At 54.0% G+C, this 18634-nt stretch carries 15 protein-coding genes, 2 tRNA genes and 1 riboswitch; of the genes, 2 read left to right on the top strand and 15 right to left on the bottom strand.

The window, feature by feature from the left end:
* Nucleotides 1-8: 8 nt before the first annotated feature.
* The 5 genes from era to WJU16_RS07400 form a co-directional block, all read right to left on the bottom strand.
* Complete coding sequence (era, locus tag WJU16_RS07380; RefSeq protein ID WP_341837682.1) at nt 9-884, bottom strand: GTPase Era; 876 nt, start codon at nt 882-884, stop codon at nt 9-11.
* A gap of 198 nt (nt 885-1082) precedes the next feature.
* Nucleotides 1083-1154, bottom strand: a tRNA-Met gene (locus WJU16_RS07385).
* A gap of 521 nt (nt 1155-1675) precedes the next feature.
* Nucleotides 1676-1747: transfer RNA gene (locus WJU16_RS07390), tRNA-Met, on the bottom strand.
* Between the two features lie 398 nt (nt 1748-2145).
* Complete coding sequence (locus WJU16_RS07395) at nt 2146-2379, bottom strand: type II toxin-antitoxin system MqsA family antitoxin (protein WP_341837683.1); 234 nt, start codon at nt 2377-2379, stop codon at nt 2146-2148.
* A 296-nt stretch (nt 2380-2675) separates the two neighbouring features.
* Complete coding sequence (locus WJU16_RS07400; protein WP_341837684.1) at nt 2676-3086, bottom strand: single-stranded DNA-binding protein; 411 nt, start codon at nt 3084-3086, stop codon at nt 2676-2678.
* A 179-nt stretch (nt 3087-3265) separates the two neighbouring features.
* Nucleotides 3266-3358, top strand: a riboswitch (TPP riboswitch).
* A 105-nt stretch (nt 3359-3463) separates the two neighbouring features.
* On the opposite strand from WJU16_RS07400, the gene WJU16_RS07405 reads away from it, so the two are divergent.
* On the top strand, nt 3464-5836 hold the full coding sequence (locus WJU16_RS07405) for a TonB-dependent receptor domain-containing protein (RefSeq protein WP_341837685.1): 2373 nt from the start codon (nt 3464-3466) through the stop codon (nt 5834-5836).
* Nucleotides 5837-5891: 55 nt separating this feature from the next.
* On the opposite strand, the gene WJU16_RS07410 is transcribed toward WJU16_RS07405, so the two are convergent.
* Nucleotides 5892-6899: an AraC family transcriptional regulator ligand-binding domain-containing protein gene (locus WJU16_RS07410; protein ID WP_341837686.1), complete on the bottom strand. Its 1008-nt coding sequence runs from the start codon at nt 6897-6899 to the stop codon at nt 5892-5894.
* Nucleotides 6900-7043: 144 nt separating this feature from the next.
* Between WJU16_RS07410 and WJU16_RS07415 the strand changes: the two genes are divergently transcribed.
* Complete coding sequence (locus WJU16_RS07415; protein WP_341837687.1) at nt 7044-7418, top strand: hypothetical protein; 375 nt, start codon at nt 7044-7046, stop codon at nt 7416-7418.
* A 74-nt stretch (nt 7419-7492) separates the two neighbouring features.
* On the opposite strand, the gene argH is transcribed toward WJU16_RS07415, so the two are convergent.
* The 9 genes from argH to WJU16_RS07460 all read right to left on the bottom strand — a co-directional run bounded on the left by argH (nt 7493) and on the right by WJU16_RS07460 (nt 18265).
* Nucleotides 7493-8824 carry an argininosuccinate lyase gene (gene argH, locus WJU16_RS07420; RefSeq protein ID WP_341837688.1) on the bottom strand — a complete coding sequence of 444 codons (1332 nt, stop codon included), beginning with the start codon at nt 8822-8824 and terminating at the stop codon, nt 7493-7495.
* A 26-nt stretch (nt 8825-8850) separates the two neighbouring features.
* On the bottom strand, nt 8851-9924 hold the full coding sequence (locus WJU16_RS07425) for a M20 family metallo-hydrolase (RefSeq protein WP_341837689.1): 1074 nt from the start codon (nt 9922-9924) through the stop codon (nt 8851-8853).
* A 3-nt stretch (nt 9925-9927) separates the two neighbouring features.
* Entirely contained in the window at nt 9928-10725 is a 798-nt protein-coding gene (gene argB / locus WJU16_RS07430; RefSeq protein ID WP_341837690.1) for an acetylglutamate kinase, read from the bottom strand.
* Complete coding sequence (locus WJU16_RS07435) at nt 10725-11678, bottom strand: acetylornithine carbamoyltransferase (protein ID WP_341837691.1); 954 nt, start codon at nt 11676-11678, stop codon at nt 10725-10727. Before WJU16_RS07435 ends, argB begins: the two co-directional genes overlap by 1 nt.
* Nucleotides 11678-12814 (bottom strand): aminotransferase class III-fold pyridoxal phosphate-dependent enzyme, encoded by a 1137-nt coding sequence (locus WJU16_RS07440; RefSeq protein WP_341837692.1) that lies wholly within the window; start codon nt 12812-12814, stop codon nt 11678-11680. The genes WJU16_RS07435 and WJU16_RS07440 overlap by 1 nt, the downstream gene beginning before the upstream one ends.
* A gap of 18 nt (nt 12815-12832) precedes the next feature.
* Nucleotides 12833-13807 carry an N-acetyl-gamma-glutamyl-phosphate reductase gene (argC, locus tag WJU16_RS07445; protein ID WP_341837693.1) on the bottom strand — a complete coding sequence of 325 codons (975 nt, stop codon included), beginning with the start codon at nt 13805-13807 and terminating at the stop codon, nt 12833-12835.
* Nucleotides 13808-13811: 4 nt separating this feature from the next.
* The gene (locus WJU16_RS07450) at nt 13812-15008 is read right to left on the bottom strand and encodes an argininosuccinate synthase domain-containing protein (protein WP_341837694.1); all 1197 of its coding nucleotides are present in this window, start codon (nt 15006-15008) and stop codon (nt 13812-13814) included.
* Nucleotides 15009-15055: 47 nt separating this feature from the next.
* On the bottom strand, nt 15056-15841 hold the full coding sequence (locus tag WJU16_RS07455) for a GNAT family N-acetyltransferase (RefSeq protein WP_341837695.1): 786 nt from the start codon (nt 15839-15841) through the stop codon (nt 15056-15058).
* A gap of 396 nt (nt 15842-16237) precedes the next feature.
* Nucleotides 16238-18265 (bottom strand): alpha-L-fucosidase, encoded by a 2028-nt coding sequence (locus tag WJU16_RS07460; RefSeq protein ID WP_341837696.1) that lies wholly within the window; start codon nt 18263-18265, stop codon nt 16238-16240.
* Nucleotides 18266-18634 lie beyond the last annotated feature (369 nt).

Below are 18634 nucleotides of genomic sequence, written 5' to 3' on the forward strand. Positions count from 1 at the left end.
TTCGTTGATTAAAGCAATCCGTATTCACGGAGGTACTTATCGTTGTCCCGCCATTTGTCGCGCACTTTGACATGCAGTTCGAGGAAAACCTTCCGGTCGAGGAATTTCTCGATTTCCTGGCGGGCGCGGGATCCGATTTCGCGGATGGAGCGGCCTCTTTCGCCAAGGATGATGCCTTTTTGCGTTTCGCGCGTTACGACGATATCGGCGGAGATTTTCGTCAGCGTTTGTTTTTCCTGGAAGAGGGTGACCACTACGGCGGTGTGGTAGGGGATTTCGTCTTCGAAGAGGTGGAAGATTTGTTCACGGATCATTTCGGCCACGAAGAATCGGGTGGAGCGGTCGGTGAGGGTGTCTTCCGGGTAAAAGGGTTCGCTTTCGGGGAGGAGCTGAACGATTTCCTTTTTGAGGAGGTCGATATTTTTCTTCTGTATGGCGGAGATAAATATGACGGATTTTGCTTTGCCCCAGGCGATGCATTTTTCTCTGAGGGCTTCAATGGTGGAGGCTTCGAGGTTGTCCATTTTGTTGATGACGAGGATGGAGGTTCCTTTGAGCTTGAGTGAAGCGAAGAGTTCGAGGCATTCGTCGAGGTTGTCGCGTGCATCCATGAGGAGCAGGGCAACGTCGGCGTCTTCCAGGGCGGATTTGACGGCGGACATCATTTTCTCGTGCATTTTGTACTTCGGGTCGATGATGCCTGGGGTGTCGGAGAATACGATCTGGTAGCCGGGTTCGGTGAGGACGCCGGTAATGCGGTGGCGGGTGGTTTGTACTTTCGGGGAGACAATAGCGAGTTTTTCGCCGAGGATGGCGTTGAGAAGGGTTGACTTCCCGGCGTTCGGTTTCCCGAAAATATTGACAAATCCTGCGCGATGCATCATAATGTATTTTAATTCGTTGGACGGCAGCGGGGGATGAAGGCCCGGGATCCGGGAGCAAAGGTAGCACAAATAAAAAAAGCCGAAGAGCTTCGGCAAGTTTCAAAGGGTGGCGCCTTTTCCGGTTATCCGTCCGCGTATGTCCGATGGTTTATAAAAAAGCAAATCCCGCTCTGGGAGCGGGATTCTGACTTTCTTTTGTAGCGAGGAGAGGATTCGAACCCCTGACCTTCGGGTTATGAGCCCGACGAGCTACCTCTGCTCTACCTCGCAATGTGGTTGCAAAGGTAAGGGAAATATTTCTGCTGACAAATATTTTTTGAGAATCAATATATAAAGGGGTGGAACGGCCGTAGGAAACCCGCTGCCGGATTGGGATACGGGGAGATAAAAAATATTTACAAGGTATACGGAATTGTGAGTTCGCTGTATGTAAGGGCGAAAATATGGCGTAATTATTACCTGTTAAGAATCAGTGTAATGCTGATTGTTTAAGTGCGGAGGAAGTCAATAATCCTCATTCCATAGTTATATCTCATGCATGATTATAGATGGTCGGCAACGTCTTTTACCTTATTGCAGAACACTGTCGTTCCAAAGATTCGTCTTCCTGGGCGTTATATCCACAATGATAACAATGCCAGGTGGTAGGAGGTCAGTCCCCGTCGTCATACGTCCATATAAAAGATTCGATTTGGCAAGCGGAACAAATTTGTAATGCCATACGTCGGGGTTCTCTTTGTGTGATACAAAAAAAAGGCTTTCAGGTTCTCCTGAAAGCCTTTGTCGTTGAGTAGCGAGGAGGGGATTCGAACCTCTGACCTTCGGGTTATGAGCCCGACGAGCTACCTCTGCTCTACCTCGCAATGTGGGTGCAAATGTAAGGGAAATAAGTTCGCATTGCGAAGTTTATTTTCAAAAACTTCACAAATATTTTCACGCCCATCAACAAAACCTTTTACCACAGCCGGTTTCATCCTGTATTTATTTTTATCAAAAATGCAAGACGAACAAGTTTACATAAGTAAGACAACGCAAATTAAACTGCGTGCCTGTTGATGGCACACAATGAGTTTCCTGTTGGAGGCATCTTACATGCCTCCTTTAGTAAGATCATCGCAAACAAGGATCCCATACGGTGGGACAACCCAAATTCAACCGCGTGCCTCTTGCTGGCATGCAAAGAGTACACTGAAGGGAGCATGCTGCTATGACACCTTTGTGATTCCGTAAACAAGTCCCCATACCAAGGGCAACGCAACGATCACGCCTCGCCTTTCCGCATCCGGAACATTTTCATGTGCGCGTCCCGCTGAAGGATCTCCCTGGTTATTTTTTCCAGTTCCTCCTGCACTTCTTTTGGCAAATCATAATGCCCGCAATGGCTGCAAACCATCGCGGGTATGCCGTGAACGACGATTACTGCATTCCCGTTTTGCAGCACAATGTCTTTCAGCCCTTCTCCCATCACGCCTTGATTACAAAATGAACATTCCATTTTAAACTGTTTTTTTTACAGGATACCAGAATACTATACATGTCCTTACCTCTGACTGAATCCAACAGCTTCGCACCGGGTATCTTTTTATTCTCAAATTTCATTTTCTTCACCCCTGCTTTTCGACACTGCAAATCCACCGCAGCGCCAGCATCCCAGGCCTGGCACGCCAACGCACACACCTCCCCTTCCCCGGCAGAAAAGCTCCGCCGCGGGACAGGATACAGGCAGCCGCGCCGTTCCAGCCGGCTGCCTGTGCTTATCATCATGTAAATGGGATCTGATTATCTACCGCATCAAAACGGTAACTCCTCCGTAACATCCTCCGGCACCCCCGCAAGATGAGCGGATCCTTCCACAACTCCCTCGTCCTGAGTTTTCCCCTCCGGCCTCGGACCATGGCTCAATAACTGCACGTTCGTCACACGCACTTTCAACGCACACGCCGGCGCTCCACTCTGGCTCGTGTACAAATCCAGGAAGGGAACACCCTCCACAAATACATACGTCCCCTGCAGCAGGTAAGCTCCCACCGCATTCGGCGCCCACAACGCACACTCCGCCCAGATCGTCCGCTCCTGCGTAACGCCCTGCGCATTCTTGAAACGCTCATTGTGCGCCACACTGAAATTCAATACCTGCTTGCCGTTCACGTCATGCAAGACAGCATTCTTACCCAGATGTCCGATTAATTGGATCTTGATCATTGTTTCTGTTTTAGGTTAACAAATAAAAAGTTGGCTATGCGGAATTATAGAAACATGAATCGTAAAGAGTTAACAACAATACCAATATAGCAATTTTCCCGACACAAAAAATTATTTCAGTGTTTTTCCTCAGCTTATTAACTACCTTTGCCCCAGAATCCGGGCCCGCACTGCGGCCCCTTTTCACCTCGGGGTGCCTTACTATCAGGCTGAGATCACACCCGTTGAACCTGACCAGGTAATGCTGACCAGGAAAGGTAAGCGGCAATTTTCCTACTTACCTGTTTTTTTATTGCGATAGTATTCCGGTGCGGCCGCCATGGCCCCGCTCCGCCTATTATTCTGAACGCTAAACAAGTCATAAACAGGAACCGATCATGAAACATCTGTTGCTCTTTGCACTCCTCTGCTGCTCCACCGCCGCACTGGCCCAAAGATCCCTCTCCGGACAAACCTCCGACGCCCGCACCGGCCAACCACTCCCCGGCGCCACCATCTCCGTCCTCAACGGCCCCTCCGTTATCTCGGACGCCAACGGCAAATTCACCATCCCGCTGCCCAAACACTCGGCTATCATCGTCCAGGCTTCCTTCATCGGGTACGCCTCCATCATCGATACCCTCGCCAAAGGCACCGATAATATCCGCTTCGCGCTCACCGAAACCGGCCTCTTCGTCAAACCCGTGGAAGTCACCTCCCTCCGCGCCGGCGCCAACGCCCCCTTCACCAAATCGGACATGCGCCGCGAAGACATCGCCAAACAAAACCTCGGACAAGACCTCCCCCTCCTCCTCAACCAACTCACCTCCGTAACCACCAGCTCCGACGCCGGCGCCGGCATCGGATACACCGGCATGCGCGTCCGCGGTTCTGATATCACCCGCATCAACGTCACCGTCAACGGCATACCCGTTAACGATGCCGAATCACAAGGCACCTTTTTCGTCAATATGCCCGACTTCGCCTCCTCCGTGTCCAGCATCCAGCTGCAACGCGGCGTAGGCACCTCCACCAACGGAGCCGGTGCGTTCGGCGCTTCCCTCAACCTTTCCACCAACGAATTCCGCGATAAAGCCTACGGCGAAATCAACGCCTCCTACGGCTCGTTCGATTCCTGGAAAACCACCGTCAGCGCAGGATCCGGGCTCATCAACAATCACTTTACGGTGGATGCCCGCCTGTCGAAAATCTCGTCGAACGGGTATATCGACCGCGCCTCCTCCGACCTCAAATCCTTCTACACCTCCTTCGCCTATATCGCCAACAAATCCTCCCTCCGCTTCAACGTTTTCTCCGGCAAGGAAAAAACCTACCAGGCCTGGACCGGCGCCACCGACGAAGAAATCAAGGCATACGGCCGCACCTATAATCCCAACGGGAAAATGGACAAAGGCGGGTTCTACGACAACGAAACCGATAACTACCAGCAGGATCATTACCAACTCCTCTTCAACCACGCCTTCCGTCCCAACCTTCATTTCAACGCCGCACTGCATTACACCCGCGGCCGCGGTTATTATGAAAACTGGCGCGAAGACGATTACTACGCCGACTATGGCATCACCGGCCCCGTCCGCGACGGCAACCCGCTGGAAACCACCGACCTCGTGCGCCAGCTCTGGCTCGACAACCACTTCTATGGCGGCGTTTTCTCCCTCCGCCACGACCTGGAAAAATTCACCTACACCCTCGGCGGTGGCTGGAGCAAATACGACGGCAAACACTACGGCAAAGTAATCTTCGACGAAAACGGCGGGTTCGCCAAAGACTATAAATGGTACAACCTTACCGCGTTCAAAACCGACTACAACATCTACTGGAAAGGCGAATACGCCGTTACGGAGAAGCTGAAACTCTTTGCAGACATGCAATACAGGCATGTCAGCTATGAATTGAACGGCTTCCGCAAAAACCAGGATATCCGTCAACATAAAAAGTACGACTTCTTCAACCCCAAAGGCGGCGTCACTTTCATGATCGACGATAAGCAACATATCTACGCCTCTTACGCCATCGGCAACAAGGAACCGAACCGCGACGATTTTGAAGTAGGCCTGACAGCGCCCCCTAAACACGAAACGCTCCGCAACGTGGAAGCCGGTTATGTCTGGCGCCGTTCCAATGCCAGCGTTTCCGCCAACGTGTACTACATGAACTACCGCAACCAGCTGGTGCTGACCGGTCGCATCAACGACGTAGGCGCTTACGAACGGGTAAACATTCCCGAAAGCTACCGCCTCGGATTGGAAGTGGAAGGCCAGTACACACCGGTTTCCTGGTTCACCGTACAGGCCAACGCCGCGCTCAGCCGCAACCGCATCATGGATTACACTGAATACCTCGACGACTGGGATAATGGCGGACAAAAACCGCAGTCCTATTCCGATAACGAAATTTCCTTCTCCCCGTCGTTTGTCGGCAACGCCACGCTCACCTTCCGCCCCTTCGACGGCTTCTCGGCCGACGTAGTGCAGAAAGTAGTGGGCCCGCAGCATCTCGACAACTCGGGCGACAAGGCCCGCCGCCTCGACAGCTACGCCGTTACCGACCTGCGCCTGAACTACACCGTACCGCAGCGGTTCTTCCGCGGGCTGGGGCTGCAGTTCATCGCCTATAACCTCACCGACCGGAAGTATGCGCCCAATGGCTATACCTACGGCTACCTGGAAGGCGGCAGCATCAAATCGATCAATACTTACTTCCCCATGGCGGGAATCAACTTTATGGCCGGTGTGAAAATCGGTCTCTGACCCATATCCAAATAAAAATCAATAAGCCGGCGCCACAACGCCGGCTTTCATTTTTTCAGGCGCGGCGCACCTCCCCTGGTGTTTTGCCCGTCCATCTTTTGAAAGCTTTGAGGAATGCGCTGGACTCGTTGTAGCCCAGCATGTAAGCGATGTCTTTGACGGAATGATGGCCGGAGCGGAGATAATCCATCGCGAGGGCTTTGCGGACTTCGTCCTGGATCTGGAGGAAGGAAACGCCTTCGTCGCGGAGCTTGCGCTGCAGGCTGCGTGTGCTCATGCTGAAATTGGCGGCCACGGCTTCGAGGGAGGCGGAATAGAGGTAGGAATTGGAAAGAAGGAATTGATAGATGCGGGCATGAAAATCCCCGGCAGGTTGCGCACCGGCTTGCAGCGCGTGCACCTGTTTGAGCAGGATATTTTGTAATTCATAGTTGGCGGACAGGATTTCCTGGTGCAGCCAGGTATTATCGAAAGTAACGGTAATATCCTTCCCCTTTTTGCGCAGCGGCGCCCGCAGCACGCGCTCATATTCGGCGGATTCCAACACCTCATAAGGCAGCTGCACGGATACCGGGGCCAGCCGCCTCATCAGCAATCCATCCAGTTCATGCACGGAAAAAACAGCCACAAACGTTCCGAAATGCCGGAAGGTATAAGGTGCTTCTTTCGCTTGCTCCGGATCAGCCACAAAACTGATGGAAAATTGTTTTGCACCGTGATGCACCTGCATGCGGAACATATCAGTCAACAGCGGTGTCAGCGCGCCGGCATGGGCAATCGCTTCGCCCGCGGTGTTGCTCATCTGGATGATCTGCCCAACCACCCCCAAAGCCGCCAGCTGCATGGATTCGCCGAAGTGAAGGCCGAAAAGCGGATCCCCCGTGGCATGGGCCGCATTCTTCCACAAACTGTTTACCTGGGCGCAGGTAACGCCGACCGTATGCCCCTGCTGCAAAATGCGCGCGTCGATGTTGGAAAGAGCGCACAGGCGCCGGGGATCGGCGCCGCGCTGGCCCGCATAAGCCAGTAACGCGCGAAGAAGTTGTTGCTGATAATCCTGCATGGCGGAAGTTTTCATCAAAATTAGGACGGCGATACGGGAAGTTACGACAGCTGTCGCAAAATGACAATGGATTGTCGCCTGCGGATAATTCCGGAAGGAAGAGGCTGTTCTACTTTTGTATCAACAAATCAAAACACAAACACCATGATACCTTTAACCACCACCTTACGCATCAACGGCATTTCTTCCCTCGCTACCGGCCTATTGCTGGCCATTTTCCCCGGCGTAACCGCGGATATCTTCGGCGTAACCGCCACCGCTCCATTCCTGGCCACCGGCCTCTTCCTGGTGGTCTTTGCATCCGGGGTATTATTCGTCGCGCAGCGGCCTGCGCCTTCCGCCGTGAAATGGATCATTGCGTTGGATACAATTTGGGTGATCGGCAGCGCCGCCGCCATCTTCGCCCTCTTCTCCGCCATTTCCGGCATCGGCACGTTGCTCATCGCCGGCGTGGCGCTCTGGGTAGGCGCGATGGCCATCCTCCAGCAGAAAGGGCTCCGCAGCCCCGCCACAGCCTGACGGACCATCCGTCAAAAAGCAAAAGGGACGCCTTTACCGGGCGTCCCTTTTTTATGGAAAAATTCGCGTGTACATTATTTAACCAGTTTGTCGATCGCGGCATGCACCTTCGCAAAAGGAAACGACGCAATCACCGTATCCATCTGCGCATTCACGGCTTCGTTCTGCAAATTGCCGATACTGCCTTCGTGCGTATGGCGAATGTCGGTATCCGGTTCGAATTTGCCGCTTTCGATGTCGAGGCCCACTTGTTTATAGGCTTCCCGGAAAGGCGTTCCTTCCAGCACAAGACGGTTCACCACTTCCACGCTGAAGAGATAGCGGTACTTTTCGTCTTTGAGGATATCTTCCCTGATGCGGATGTTCTCCAGCATGAGGCGGCTCATGCGCAGGCTGTCGCGCAGGGTGCTGAATGCCGGGAAAAGATTTTCTTTCAGCAACTGCAGATCGCGGTGGTAGCCGGAAGGCAGGTTCACCGTCATCATGGCGATCTCGTTGGGCAACGCCTGCAGTTTATTGCAATGCGAGCGGATGAGTTCCCACACGTCGGGGTTCTTTTTGTGGGGCATGATGGAAGAACCGGTCGTCAGCTCATCCGGGAAACCGATGAAACCGAAGTTTTGGTTCATGAACAACGTCGCGTCCATCGCCATTCTCGACACGGTAGCGGCGATGCCGGCCAACGCGAAGGCCACCAGTTTCTCCGTTTTACCGCGGCCCATCTGCGCGTACACAACATTATAGTTCAACGCTTCAAAACCCAGGAGCTGCGTGGTCATCGTGCGGTTCAGCGGGAAAGAAGATCCGTAACCGGCCGCAGAGCCCAGCGGGTTTTTATTCACGACACGGTAGGCGCCCTGCAGCATGATTAGATCATCGACCAGGCTTTCGGCATACGCGCCAAACCACAACCCGAACGAACTCGGCATCGCGATCTGCAAATGCGTATATCCCGGTAAAAGGGTGTTTTTATATTGCTCGCTCTGCTGTTGCAGCAGGTCGAATAAGGCTTTCGTTTCATGAACGATCGTTTCCAGCTCGTGGCGGAGAAACAGCTTCAGGTCTACCAGCACCTGGTCGTTGCGCGACCGGCCGCTATGGATCTTCTTGCCGGATTCGCCCACGCGGCGCGTCAGCAGCAATTCCACCTGCGAGTGGATATCCTCCACTCCTTCTTCCAGCACAAAATCCCCTGCTTCAATTTCGCGGTAGATCTTCTTGAGTTCCTGTTGCAGCACGGCGAGGTCTTCCGCCGGCAGCAGGCCTACCGATTCGAGCATGGTGATGTGCGCCAGCGACCCCAGCACGTCGAACGGTGCGAGGTAAGCGTCCATTTCACGGTCGCGCCCTACGGTGAACTGTTCCACTGCAGCGAGGGAGGTTTTATCTTTCTGCCAAAGTTTCATCGTCAATCATTTTAATAATTCATGCACTAAAGTACGCCATTCACTACAGACAGCAGGCGGATATACGTATCAATCCCCTGCCGGATTTCATCCAGGTAGATGAATTCATCGGCCGAATGCGAACGCGCGCTGTCGCCGGGGCCTACTTTCACGGAGGTAGCGGGGATAAGCGCCTGGTCCGACGTAGTCGGCGAACCATACAACTGTTTCCCCAGCCCGATGCCCGCCTGTACCAGTGGATGCTCTTTCGGGATGAAAGATGGCCGCATGCGCATGGAGCGGGGCTTCACGTCGCATTTAACATTCGCGCGTATCGTTTCCAGCATTTCCTCCAGCGTATATTGATCCGTAGCCCGGCAATCCACTACAAAAGAGCATTCTGCCGGCACCACGTTGTGCGCCTTATTGGAAGTATGAATTACGGTTACGCTCATCTTCACCGGTCCCAGCGTATCACTCACATTCGGAAAACGGTAATTGCGGAACCAGTTGATATCGTCCAGCGCATGGTACAAAGCGTTATCTCCTTCGTCACGCGCAGCGTGACCCGCTTTCCCGTGTGCTACGCAATCCAGCACCATCAACCCTTTCTCGGCCACGGCCAGATCGGTTTTCGTTGGCTCGCCAACAATGGCGAAATCGATCTGCGGCAACAGGTGCAGGATGCTTTCGATGCCATTCACTCCGCTGATTTCCTCTTCAGCCGTTGCCGCGATGGCGATATTGTAAGGAAGATTTTCGGTTTCGTAAAAATGAAGGAACGCCGCGATGAGGCTCACCAGGCAGCCGCCGGCGTCGTTGGAGCCGAGGCCGAAAAGTTTGCCGTCTTCCACTGCGGGATCAAATGGGTCGCGGGTATATTGCGGGTTGGGCTTAACGGTGTCGTGATGGGAGTTCAGGAGGATGGTAGGCTTCGCCGGATTGAAATGCCGGTTGAGGGCCCAGATATTGTTGAGGTGACGATTGTATTGTACCCCATGTTGTTCCATAAAGTTCGCCAGGATAGCAGCCGTGCCGTCTTCCTCTTTGGAAAAGGAAGGCGTACTGATCAGCATTTTTAACAGCTGTACGGCGTCTTCATAGCGTTGTTGATTCCACATATTTCAGCATATTAAGGTACCGGCCACCGCGTCGGTGGTGTTGCGGCGCAGATCGTCCGCATGGCCGATCAGCACTTCCTTCACCCCGTTACCGATAGCCGCGAAAGCGTTTTCCAGTTTGGGGAGGATACCGTCAGACAGCGCACCGGCCGCCATGAGCTGCTGGTACACTTCCTGGTTGATCAAGTTGATCACCGAATCATCGTCCGCCGCATCACGGAGCACACCTTTCTTTTCAAAACAGAAAATCAGGCGTACATCATAAAGCGCAGCCAGGGCCACGGCAAGCGAAGACGCGATGGTATCGGCGTTGGTATTGAGGATCTGTCCTTTCCCGTCGTGCGTGAGCGGCGACATCACAGGCGTGAGGCCCGCGTCCAGCAACAATTGCAGCGGAGCGGTCTGTACATTCCCGGCGGGAATGTCGCCCACGAATCCGTAGTCGATCTCCTTCACCGGGCGCTTCACTGCCGGGATGATATTGGCATCCGCGCCTGTCAACCCGATGGCGTTCGCACCCAGCGATTGCAGCTTCGCAACGATCTGTTTGTTGACGAGCCCGCCATACACCATCGTTACCACATCTACCGTTTCCGCGTCGGTGATCCTGCGGCCGTTCACGTATTTCGATTCGATGCCCAGCTTGTCCCCCATCCGCGTGGCGATCTTGCCGCCGCCATGGATAAGGATCTTCCTGCCGGGAACCGCCGCGAAGTCGGCCAGGAAAGTATCGAGGAGGGCGGGATTGTCGATGACATTCCCGCCCACTTTCACTACAAAAACTTTGTCTTTACCAGCCATCAGCGGTTTTTTAAGATTTCACTGATCACCGCCTGCGCGGCCCAGGTGCGGTTGCCCGCTTCAGGGATCACGATCGATTGCGGCCCGTCGAGCACTTCGTCAGCGATCACCACGTTGCGGCGAACGGGCAGACAGTGCATGACTTTGGCGGTGTTCGTATTTTTCAGCGTGTCGTTTGATACCATCCAGGCCGGGTCCGAGTTGAGGATCTTGCCATAGTCGGTGTAAGACGACCAGTTCTTCACATACACGAAGTCCGCTCCTTCGAGGGCTTCCTGCTGGTTATGATAGATTTTCGCGTTACCGGAAAATTTCGGGTCCAGCTCGTAACCTTCGGGGTGCGCGATGGAGAAGTCCACTTCGTCCCAGGCGTTCATCCACTGCGCGAAGGAGTTGGGAACGGCCTGCGGGAGCGGTTTAACATGGGGCGCCCAGGTCATTACCACTTTCGGTTTGCGGGTTTGTTGCCATTGTTCGCGGATGGTGATGGCGTCGGTCAGGCTCTGCAGCGGGTGCAGGGTGGCGCTTTCCAGGCTGATCACGGGTTTGCCGGCGTATTTGATGAACTGGTTGATGTATTTTTCCGTGTAGTCTTCTTCTTTGTTTTTCAAACCGGGGAAGGTGCGGATGGACAGGATGTCGAAATACTGCCCCATCACAGCGGCGGCTTCTTTCACGTGTTCGGTGGTGTTGCCGTTCATGACAACGCCGTCGTTCATTTCCAGCGCCCAACCTTCTTTATCGATATTGAACACGACTACTTCCATGCCCAGGTTGCGCGCGGCTACCTGCGTACTGAGGCGGGTGCGGAGGCTGGGGTTGAGAAATATCATGCCGAGGGTTTTGTTTTCACCCAGGCCTTTTTCTTTGAAAGGATTTTTCTTGTAATCCAGTGCGATATCCACCATCTGTGGCACGCCGGGCACATCCTCAACGGAAATAAACTGTTTCATTAAGCGTGAACCGGTTTTAAAGCTTGTTTGAATGCGGTTAAGAACTGATCGGCGTGATCTTTCGTGAGCGCCAGCGAAGGCAGCAGCCGGATCACGTTCGGCTTGGCTTCGCCGGTGAAGATTTTATAAGTGAAGAGCAGTTCTCTCCGTACGTGCGACAGCTCCTCTGGCAGTTCGATCCCGATCATCAGGCCCTTGCCTCTCACTTCCTTCACTTCCGGGAATTTCCGCAGTTCTTCCATGAGATAATTGCCTACGTTTTCGGCGTTGGCGATGAGGTTGTCTTTTTCGATCACTTCCAGCACGGCGAGCGCAGCGGCGCAGGCCAGGTGGTTACCGCCGAAAGTGGTCCCGAGCATGCCGTATGCAGGTTTGAATTTCGGGGCGATGATGATGCCGCCGATCGGGAAACCATTGCCCATGCCTTTGGCCATGGTGTAGATATCCGCATTAACGCCGGCATGGTCGTGGCTGAAGAATTTACCGCTCCGGCCATACCCGCACTGTACGGAATCCGCGATGAACACGGCGTTGTGCTGGTCGCAGAGGCTCCGGATCTTCTGCAGGAAAGCGGGAGAAGCGACGTTGATGCCCCCCACGCCCTGGATCCCTTCAATGATCACGGACGATACCTCATACTTATTGAATGCATCCTCCAGTGCGGCAAGATCTTCCCAGGGAAGAAATACCACGTTGTCGGTCTCATTCACCGGCGCCACGATCTTCGGGTTGTCGGTTGCGGCTACCGCCAGCGACGTCCGCCCGTGGAACGCTTTTTTGAATGCGATGATTTTCTTTCTCCCGTTGTAGAAAGACGCGAGCTTCAGCGCGTTTTCATTGGCCTCCGCGCCGGAGTTCACGAGAAACAGCTGGTAATCTTCCTTGCCCGATACCTTGCCCAGCTTCTCCGCCAGTTGCTGCTGCAAAGGAATGTGGATGGAGTTGGAATAGAAGCCTACTTTATTCAGCTGGTCCGTCAGCCGCTGCACGTAATGCGGGTGCGTATGGCCGATGGAGATCACGGCGTGTCCGCCGTAGAGGTCCAGGTACTGGGTACCTTCATCGTCCCACACATGCGAGCCCTGTGCTTTGGTGATGGTGATATCATTTACGGGATATACGTCGAAAAGTTTCATTTGTTGTTGTTTGTCAATTTAGAATACGATGGATTTCAGTTTGAGGCCGGCCGTTTCGTCGAGGCCGAGCATCAGGTTCATATTCTGGACCGCTTGCCCTGAGGCGCCTTTGATCAGGTTGTCTTCGATGGAGTGGATCACAAGCTTGTCGCCCTGCTTTTCCAGCTGTACGAGTACTTTATTGGTATTGACTACCTGTTTGAGATCAATTTGTTTGCGGCTGACGTGGGTGAAGGGATGCCCTTCGTAATACGCTTCATACAAGGCGTATGCTTCGTCGAGCGACAGTTTGCAGTCCAGGTAGGAAGTGATCCAGATGCCGCGCGGGTAATCACCGCGAACGGGCACGAAGTGGATGCCTCCTCCGAAAGCAGGCTGTATGGCCTGCAGGGTTCGTCGGATTTCCTTCAGGTGCTGGTGCTGCAGTACTTTATAAGTCGAGATGTTGTTGGCCCTCCAGGTGAAGTGCGAAGTCGCCTGCAGGCTCTGCCCCGCCCCGGTGGAGCCGGTGATGCCTGTGGTATGCACTTCGCCGAGCAGCCCCGCTTTCGCCAGCGGCAGCAGGCCCAGCTGGATAGCCGTGGCAAAGCAACCGGGGTTGGCGATGTTGGACGCCTCTTTGATGGCATCGCGGTTGGCTTCGGGAAGGCCGTACACGAAGGTGCGGTCTTTCACGGTTTCGCCCAGCCTGAAATCCTGGCTGAGGTCCACCACTTTCACGGAGGCGGCGATATCGTTCTGTTCGAGGAACTTTTTGGATTCGCCGTGGCCGAGGCAAAGGAACATCACGTCTACGGTGTTATCGATTTCGCCGGAAAACAGGAGGTCCGTTTCGCCGAGGAGGTCGCCGTGGACGGCATGGAGCGGATTGCCCGCGTTGCTGCGGGAATGAACAAACGCCAGTTCCACATCGGGGTGGTTCAGCAGCAGCCTGATGGCTTCGCCGCCTGTATATCCCGCCCCGCCGATAATGCCTGCCTTTCTCGTTTTCATGCCTTTATTTTTTGTTGGATTCGTTAACCTGGTTCCAGATCATGGTCTGGTTACCGAAAATCTTGCTGAAGCCTCTCACGTCTTCGCCGCTCCAGCCGCTGTTCATTTCACCATACTTGCCGAATTTGCTGCTCATCAGGTCGTAGGCAGACTCGATGCCCGTTACCTGGAAACGGTACGGCATCAGGTTCACAAACACCTTGCCGGTTACGTTTTCCTGGCTGTGTTGAAGGTACGCTTCGATGTCGCGCATCACGGGGTCGAGGATCTGGCCTTCATGCATCCAGTTGCCGTAGAAAGTAGCTAGCTGGTCTTTCCAGGTGAGCTGCCATTTGCTCAACACGTGTTTTTCAAGTGCATGGTGCGCTTTGAGGATCACCATGGGCGCGGCGGCTTCGAAACCTACGCGGCCTTTGATGCCGATGATGGTGTCGCCCACGTGGATGTCGCGGCCGATGGCGAAACCGCCGGCCAGCGTTTGAAGGTACACGATCGCGTCGGTCGGGTGATCGAATTTTTTATCATTGACGCCGGTCAGCTCGCCTTTCTCGAAAGAAAGCACCACCTGCTCGGGATCGTTTTTGGTGAGTTGCGTGGGCCAGGCTTCTTCGGGGAGCATGCCGTTGGAAGTCAGCGTTTCCTTACCGCCCACGGAAGTACCCCAGATGCCTTTATTGATAGAGTACATCGCTTTGGCGAAGTTCATTTCCACACCTTTGGACTGCAGGTAAGCGATTTCGGCTTCGCGGCTCAGTTTGAGGTCGCGGATGGGAGTGATGATTTCCACACCGGGGATCATGATGTGGAAGATCATGTCGAAGCGAACCTGGTCGTTGCCCGCGCCGGTGGAACCATGCGCCACGGCGTCGGCGCCTACCTCCTTCACGTATTCGGCGATGGCGAGGGCCTGGCTCATGCGCTCGGCGCTCACGCTGAGGGGATAGGTGTTGTTTTTCAGTACGTTACCAAATACGAGGTAGCGGATCACTTTATCGTAATAAGAGCGAACCGCATCTACGGTCTTGTGACTTTTCACACCCAGACTGTAGGCGCGTTTCTCGATCTCCTGCAGTTCTTCCGCAGTAAAACCGCCCGTATTCACGATTACGGAATGCACTTCGTAACCTTTTTCTTCGGACAGGTATTTAACGCAGTACGATGTATCAAGTCCTCCGCTGAAACCCAGTACAACTTTTCTCATGGTAATTTTTACTTGTATTTGGTAATTCGTAAATAGTTTCTGATTGATTACAGCCAGCTGAAAAGGAAGAACCTTTTCCGGGAGGCGCCTGCTCCGCCGCTGCCGGATTTGCGGGCAGCTTTCAGCAATATGTATTTTTTATACCGCATCCACCGCTCGAAGAGGGAAAAGTTTCCTTTAAATTTCCGTTTCCGGGATGCGGGCTCCACGGCCACAGCAGCAACAGTACCTGCGGGCTGCGGTTGTTTGGCGGCCAGCAGTTTGGCGGCTCTTTCCTCGATCTCCTTCGCTTTCTCCACCGGGTCGTACAGCATGGCGGTGCAAAGGCAGTTTTTCCGGTTCTTGGACATGAGCACTTCGTAGTTCACGCAGCTGCGGCAGCCTTTCCAGAACTCCTCGTCGTCGGTGAGCTCGGAATAGGTAACCGGCTCATATCCCAGGTCGGAGTTGATTTTCATGACAGCCAGGCCGGTGGTGAGGCCGAAAATCTTTGCGTCGGGGTATTTGGTGCGCGACAGTTCGAAAATCTTCTCCTTGATGGCTTTGGCCACCCCGTGGCCCCGGAATGCGGGGTTGACGATGAGTCCGGAGTTGGCCACGAACTTGTCGTGCCCCCAGGCTTCGATATAACAGAATCCCACCCATTCTCCCGATGTGGTAAGCGCGATCACGGCCTTTCCTTCGTCCATTTTCAGCTGCACGTACTCGGGGGAACGTTTGGCAATGCCCGTTCCACGCGCTTTAGCAGAAGCTTCCATCTCGTCGGTGATGGTGGTAGCATAGTGCTTATCGTCGGCAGTAGCTGCCCGAACGATGATATCTTTATTTTCCAACTTTTTACAATTGAAAATTGTGATGCAATAAATTGAATTGGTAATCCCATTGCCGGGATAGGCCCACGACGGGAGTCATGGTTGGGTTATATGACGGGGGTGGCCGCTATCAAATGCGTGGTCGTCGGGAAAGATATCTAAAGACAGGAAACCCAATAGCATGAACACCCTCTTCAAGAGAAGGATGAAAAGCGAAAACGTTGGTATGGGTTGCGATATATTCCAACTTCAGTTCGACGTTAAATTGTGATAAAAAAGTGTCTTTAGTTTTAAAGTAAATGCAAAGTTATAACATATTTAATTATGCAACCGATTTTTTTTGACCTGAAAACAAGAAGGGAAACGCAGGCCTGGCCTGCGTTTCCCTTCTAAATTCATTGTCTTCCGGCAGCGCTGTCAGTATACCACCAATTCCGCCACCGAAACCCGGGTATCCTCCGCATTCGCAGGTGCCAGAGCTACGAACTTCACGAAGCGATAACTGGCTGAAGATGAAATATTTATGCTTTGCTCGATCGGATTATTCTGAACATTGGCGAAAGTTCCTTCCGCCACTGCCTTGCCCCACTCCTTCCCGTCGGCGCTCAGGTACACCGCGTACTTGTACACGATGCCGCCGCGGGGATTGGGGATGTAAGACACCCCTTTCACCGGTTGCTCCCTCCCCATGTCCACCACCAGTTCCGCCGGATACGCGTTTTCTTTGGTGGTCCAGGCACGGGGGGTAGCGTCGATCGCCGCTTCGGCGCCCGGCGTCAGCACCCTCCAGCCCACCGGCGCGATGCCGAGTTTCCGGATGATCGTGGCGCTGGCCTTCTGCCCGTTGTTCACGAATGCGCGGGCTGTCACCGTGCCGGCTGCCGGGAAGGCAAACGGATTGTCGTATTTCGGGGAAGCCGTGGTAGGCGCAGAACCGTCGGTCGTGTAATGGATCACCGGATCCGGGGATTCCGTTTTGATGCTCACCATCCCTTCCTTATCCCGCGTTATGATCGGGTCGGCAATCAGTTCCGGCGCCTGGTACAGCGCCACTTCGCTGATCACCGGGCTCGCCTTCGCGTCCAGGATACTCACGCGGATGCTTTTGGCCGTGATCATCGGCAGGCGCAGGATGCGCTTGTAGCCCACCGTCGTTTCCCGCGCGATCTCCTTCCACTCCTTGCCTTCCAGCACGCTCACCGTAAAAGAACGTACCCGCTGGCCCAGGGGAATAAACTCCTGCACCGAAATGCGGTTGAACGTCACCGGACTGGCGTAGCTCAGGGTGATGTCGCCCGTGGTTTTGCCTTCTTCCGTTGCCCAGTAAGTATTATAGTTGCCGTCGGTGAGGTACACCGCGCTCGTCATGGGGTTGTTCTGACGGGTATTCGTGGTCGCGATCCGCGCTTTTCTCGCCAGGTTCAGCTTGAAATCCTCATCCAGCGCGCGGCGCAGCTCCATCAGGCGCGTGGAGTCCGTGGCGTGGATGCGCCCGCGGCGGTCGACCGGTATATTCAGCAGCAGGTTGGCGTTGCGTCCAACGGAACCGTAGTAGATATCCAGCAGATGGGGCAGCGTTTTCACTTTATTGTCGGTGGAAGCGCTATAAAACCATCCCGGCCGGATCGACACGTCGGCTTCACCGGGCACCCAGTGCGTACCGTCTTCCTGCCCTTTGTTGAGGATCTGGGTAATACCGCCCATGCCAGGTTTGAAGTCCGCGCGGTTGAGCGTGCTCCAGTTGGTGGTGCCCGCATATCCTTCTTCGTTACCGATCCAGCGGCAGCCGGGGCCGGCGTCGCTGAAGAAGATGACGTTGGGATGGTATTTTTTCACCGTTCCCTCGAAGAGGTCCCAGTCGTACACTTGTTTTTTGCCGTTGGGGCCTTCGCCGTTGGCGCCGTCGAACCACTGTTCGAACACGTCACCGTATTTGGTGTGCACTTCCCGCAGCTGGTTGGCGAACACCTGGTTGTATTCCGGCGTGCCGTATGCGGGGTGGTTGCGGTCCCAGGGCGAAAGGTATACACCGAACAGCAGGCCGTATTCGCGGCAGGCGGCGGATAGTTCCGCCAGCACATCGCCTTTCCCGTTTTTCCAGGCACTCTCCCGCACGGTGTGCTTGCTGTATTCGCTGGGCCAGAGGCAGAAGCCGTCATGGTGCTTGGCCGTGATGATAATCCCTTTCATCCCCGCCAGCTTCGCCGTACGGGCCCATTGGCGCGCGTCCAGCTCGGAAGGGTTGAAGACTTTGGGATCCTCGTCGCCATGCCCCCATTCCTTATCCGTAAAGGTATTCGGACCGAAGTGGATGAACATGTAATATTCCAGCTGCTGCCATTTCACCTGCGCGGCCGACGGCAGCGCGCCCACCGGTTTGATCTCCGGTTGTGCCCATGCTTTGCTCCCGGCCAGCAGGAGTGCGAGAAGAATTACTTTTTTCATAGTTGCGTTTGTAGACGTGAGGATCGTAAAATACTAACCTGCCGCCCATTTATCGAACATTGTCAATATCCTGTGAATCAAAGTTAAAATACTATGAAAATCAGACTTCTGAAGTACCGTTCATCCCATAAAACGATGTTTTATTAACGCAAACCCGTCGATTTCAACCCCGAAACGGTGCTGGCTCCGATCTCATTGCTCCTTCCGTTCCCTTCAGCCATGAAATCCGCCGCTTCAGTCAGCACATCGCGCAACTCGAATACCATTGAAATTCCCGTAGGCAGGGCAGAGATTACATTTACATCTAATCTGACCCTGAAGGATAAAATATCAGCCAATTCGAAAGGACCATGCTTCCTGATAAATAAT

This window comes from Chitinophaga pollutisoli (assembly GCF_038396755.1).
Taxonomy (GTDB): domain Bacteria; phylum Bacteroidota; class Bacteroidia; order Chitinophagales; family Chitinophagaceae; genus Chitinophaga; species Chitinophaga pollutisoli.

Excerpts from the sequence above, each read along its gene's own strand:
- era (WP_341837682.1), bottom strand. The coding sequence starts at position 884 with ATGATGCATCGCGCAGGATTTGTCAATATTTTCGGGAAACCGAACGCC.
- WJU16_RS07395 (WP_341837683.1), bottom strand. The coding sequence starts at position 2,379 with ATGGAATGTTCATTTTGTAATCAAGGCGTGATGGGAGAAGGGCTGAAA.
- WJU16_RS07400 (WP_341837684.1), bottom strand. The coding sequence starts at position 3,086 with ATGATCAAGATCCAATTAATCGGACATCTGGGTAAGAATGCTGTCTTG.
- WJU16_RS07405 (WP_341837685.1), top strand. The coding sequence starts at position 3,464 with ATGAAACATCTGTTGCTCTTTGCACTCCTCTGCTGCTCCACCGCCGCA.
- WJU16_RS07410 (WP_341837686.1), bottom strand. The coding sequence starts at position 6,899 with ATGCAGGATTATCAGCAACAACTTCTTCGCGCGTTACTGGCTTATGCG.
- WJU16_RS07415 (WP_341837687.1), top strand. The coding sequence starts at position 7,044 with ATGATACCTTTAACCACCACCTTACGCATCAACGGCATTTCTTCCCTC.
- argH (WP_341837688.1), bottom strand. The coding sequence starts at position 8,824 with ATGAAACTTTGGCAGAAAGATAAAACCTCCCTCGCTGCAGTGGAACAG.
- WJU16_RS07425 (WP_341837689.1), bottom strand. The coding sequence starts at position 9,924 with ATGTGGAATCAACAACGCTATGAAGACGCCGTACAGCTGTTAAAAATG.
- argB (WP_341837690.1), bottom strand. The coding sequence starts at position 10,725 with ATGGCTGGTAAAGACAAAGTTTTTGTAGTGAAAGTGGGCGGGAATGTC.
- WJU16_RS07435 (WP_341837691.1), bottom strand. The coding sequence starts at position 11,678 with ATGAAACAGTTTATTTCCGTTGAGGATGTGCCCGGCGTGCCACAGATG.
- WJU16_RS07440 (WP_341837692.1), bottom strand. The coding sequence starts at position 12,814 with ATGAAACTTTTCGACGTATATCCCGTAAATGATATCACCATCACCAAA.
- argC (WP_341837693.1), bottom strand. The coding sequence starts at position 13,807 with ATGAAAACGAGAAAGGCAGGCATTATCGGCGGGGCGGGATATACAGGC.
- WJU16_RS07450 (WP_341837694.1), bottom strand. The coding sequence starts at position 15,008 with ATGAGAAAAGTTGTACTGGGTTTCAGCGGAGGACTTGATACATCGTAC.
- WJU16_RS07460 (WP_341837696.1), bottom strand. The coding sequence starts at position 18,265 with ATGAAAAAAGTAATTCTTCTCGCACTCCTGCTGGCCGGGAGCAAAGCA.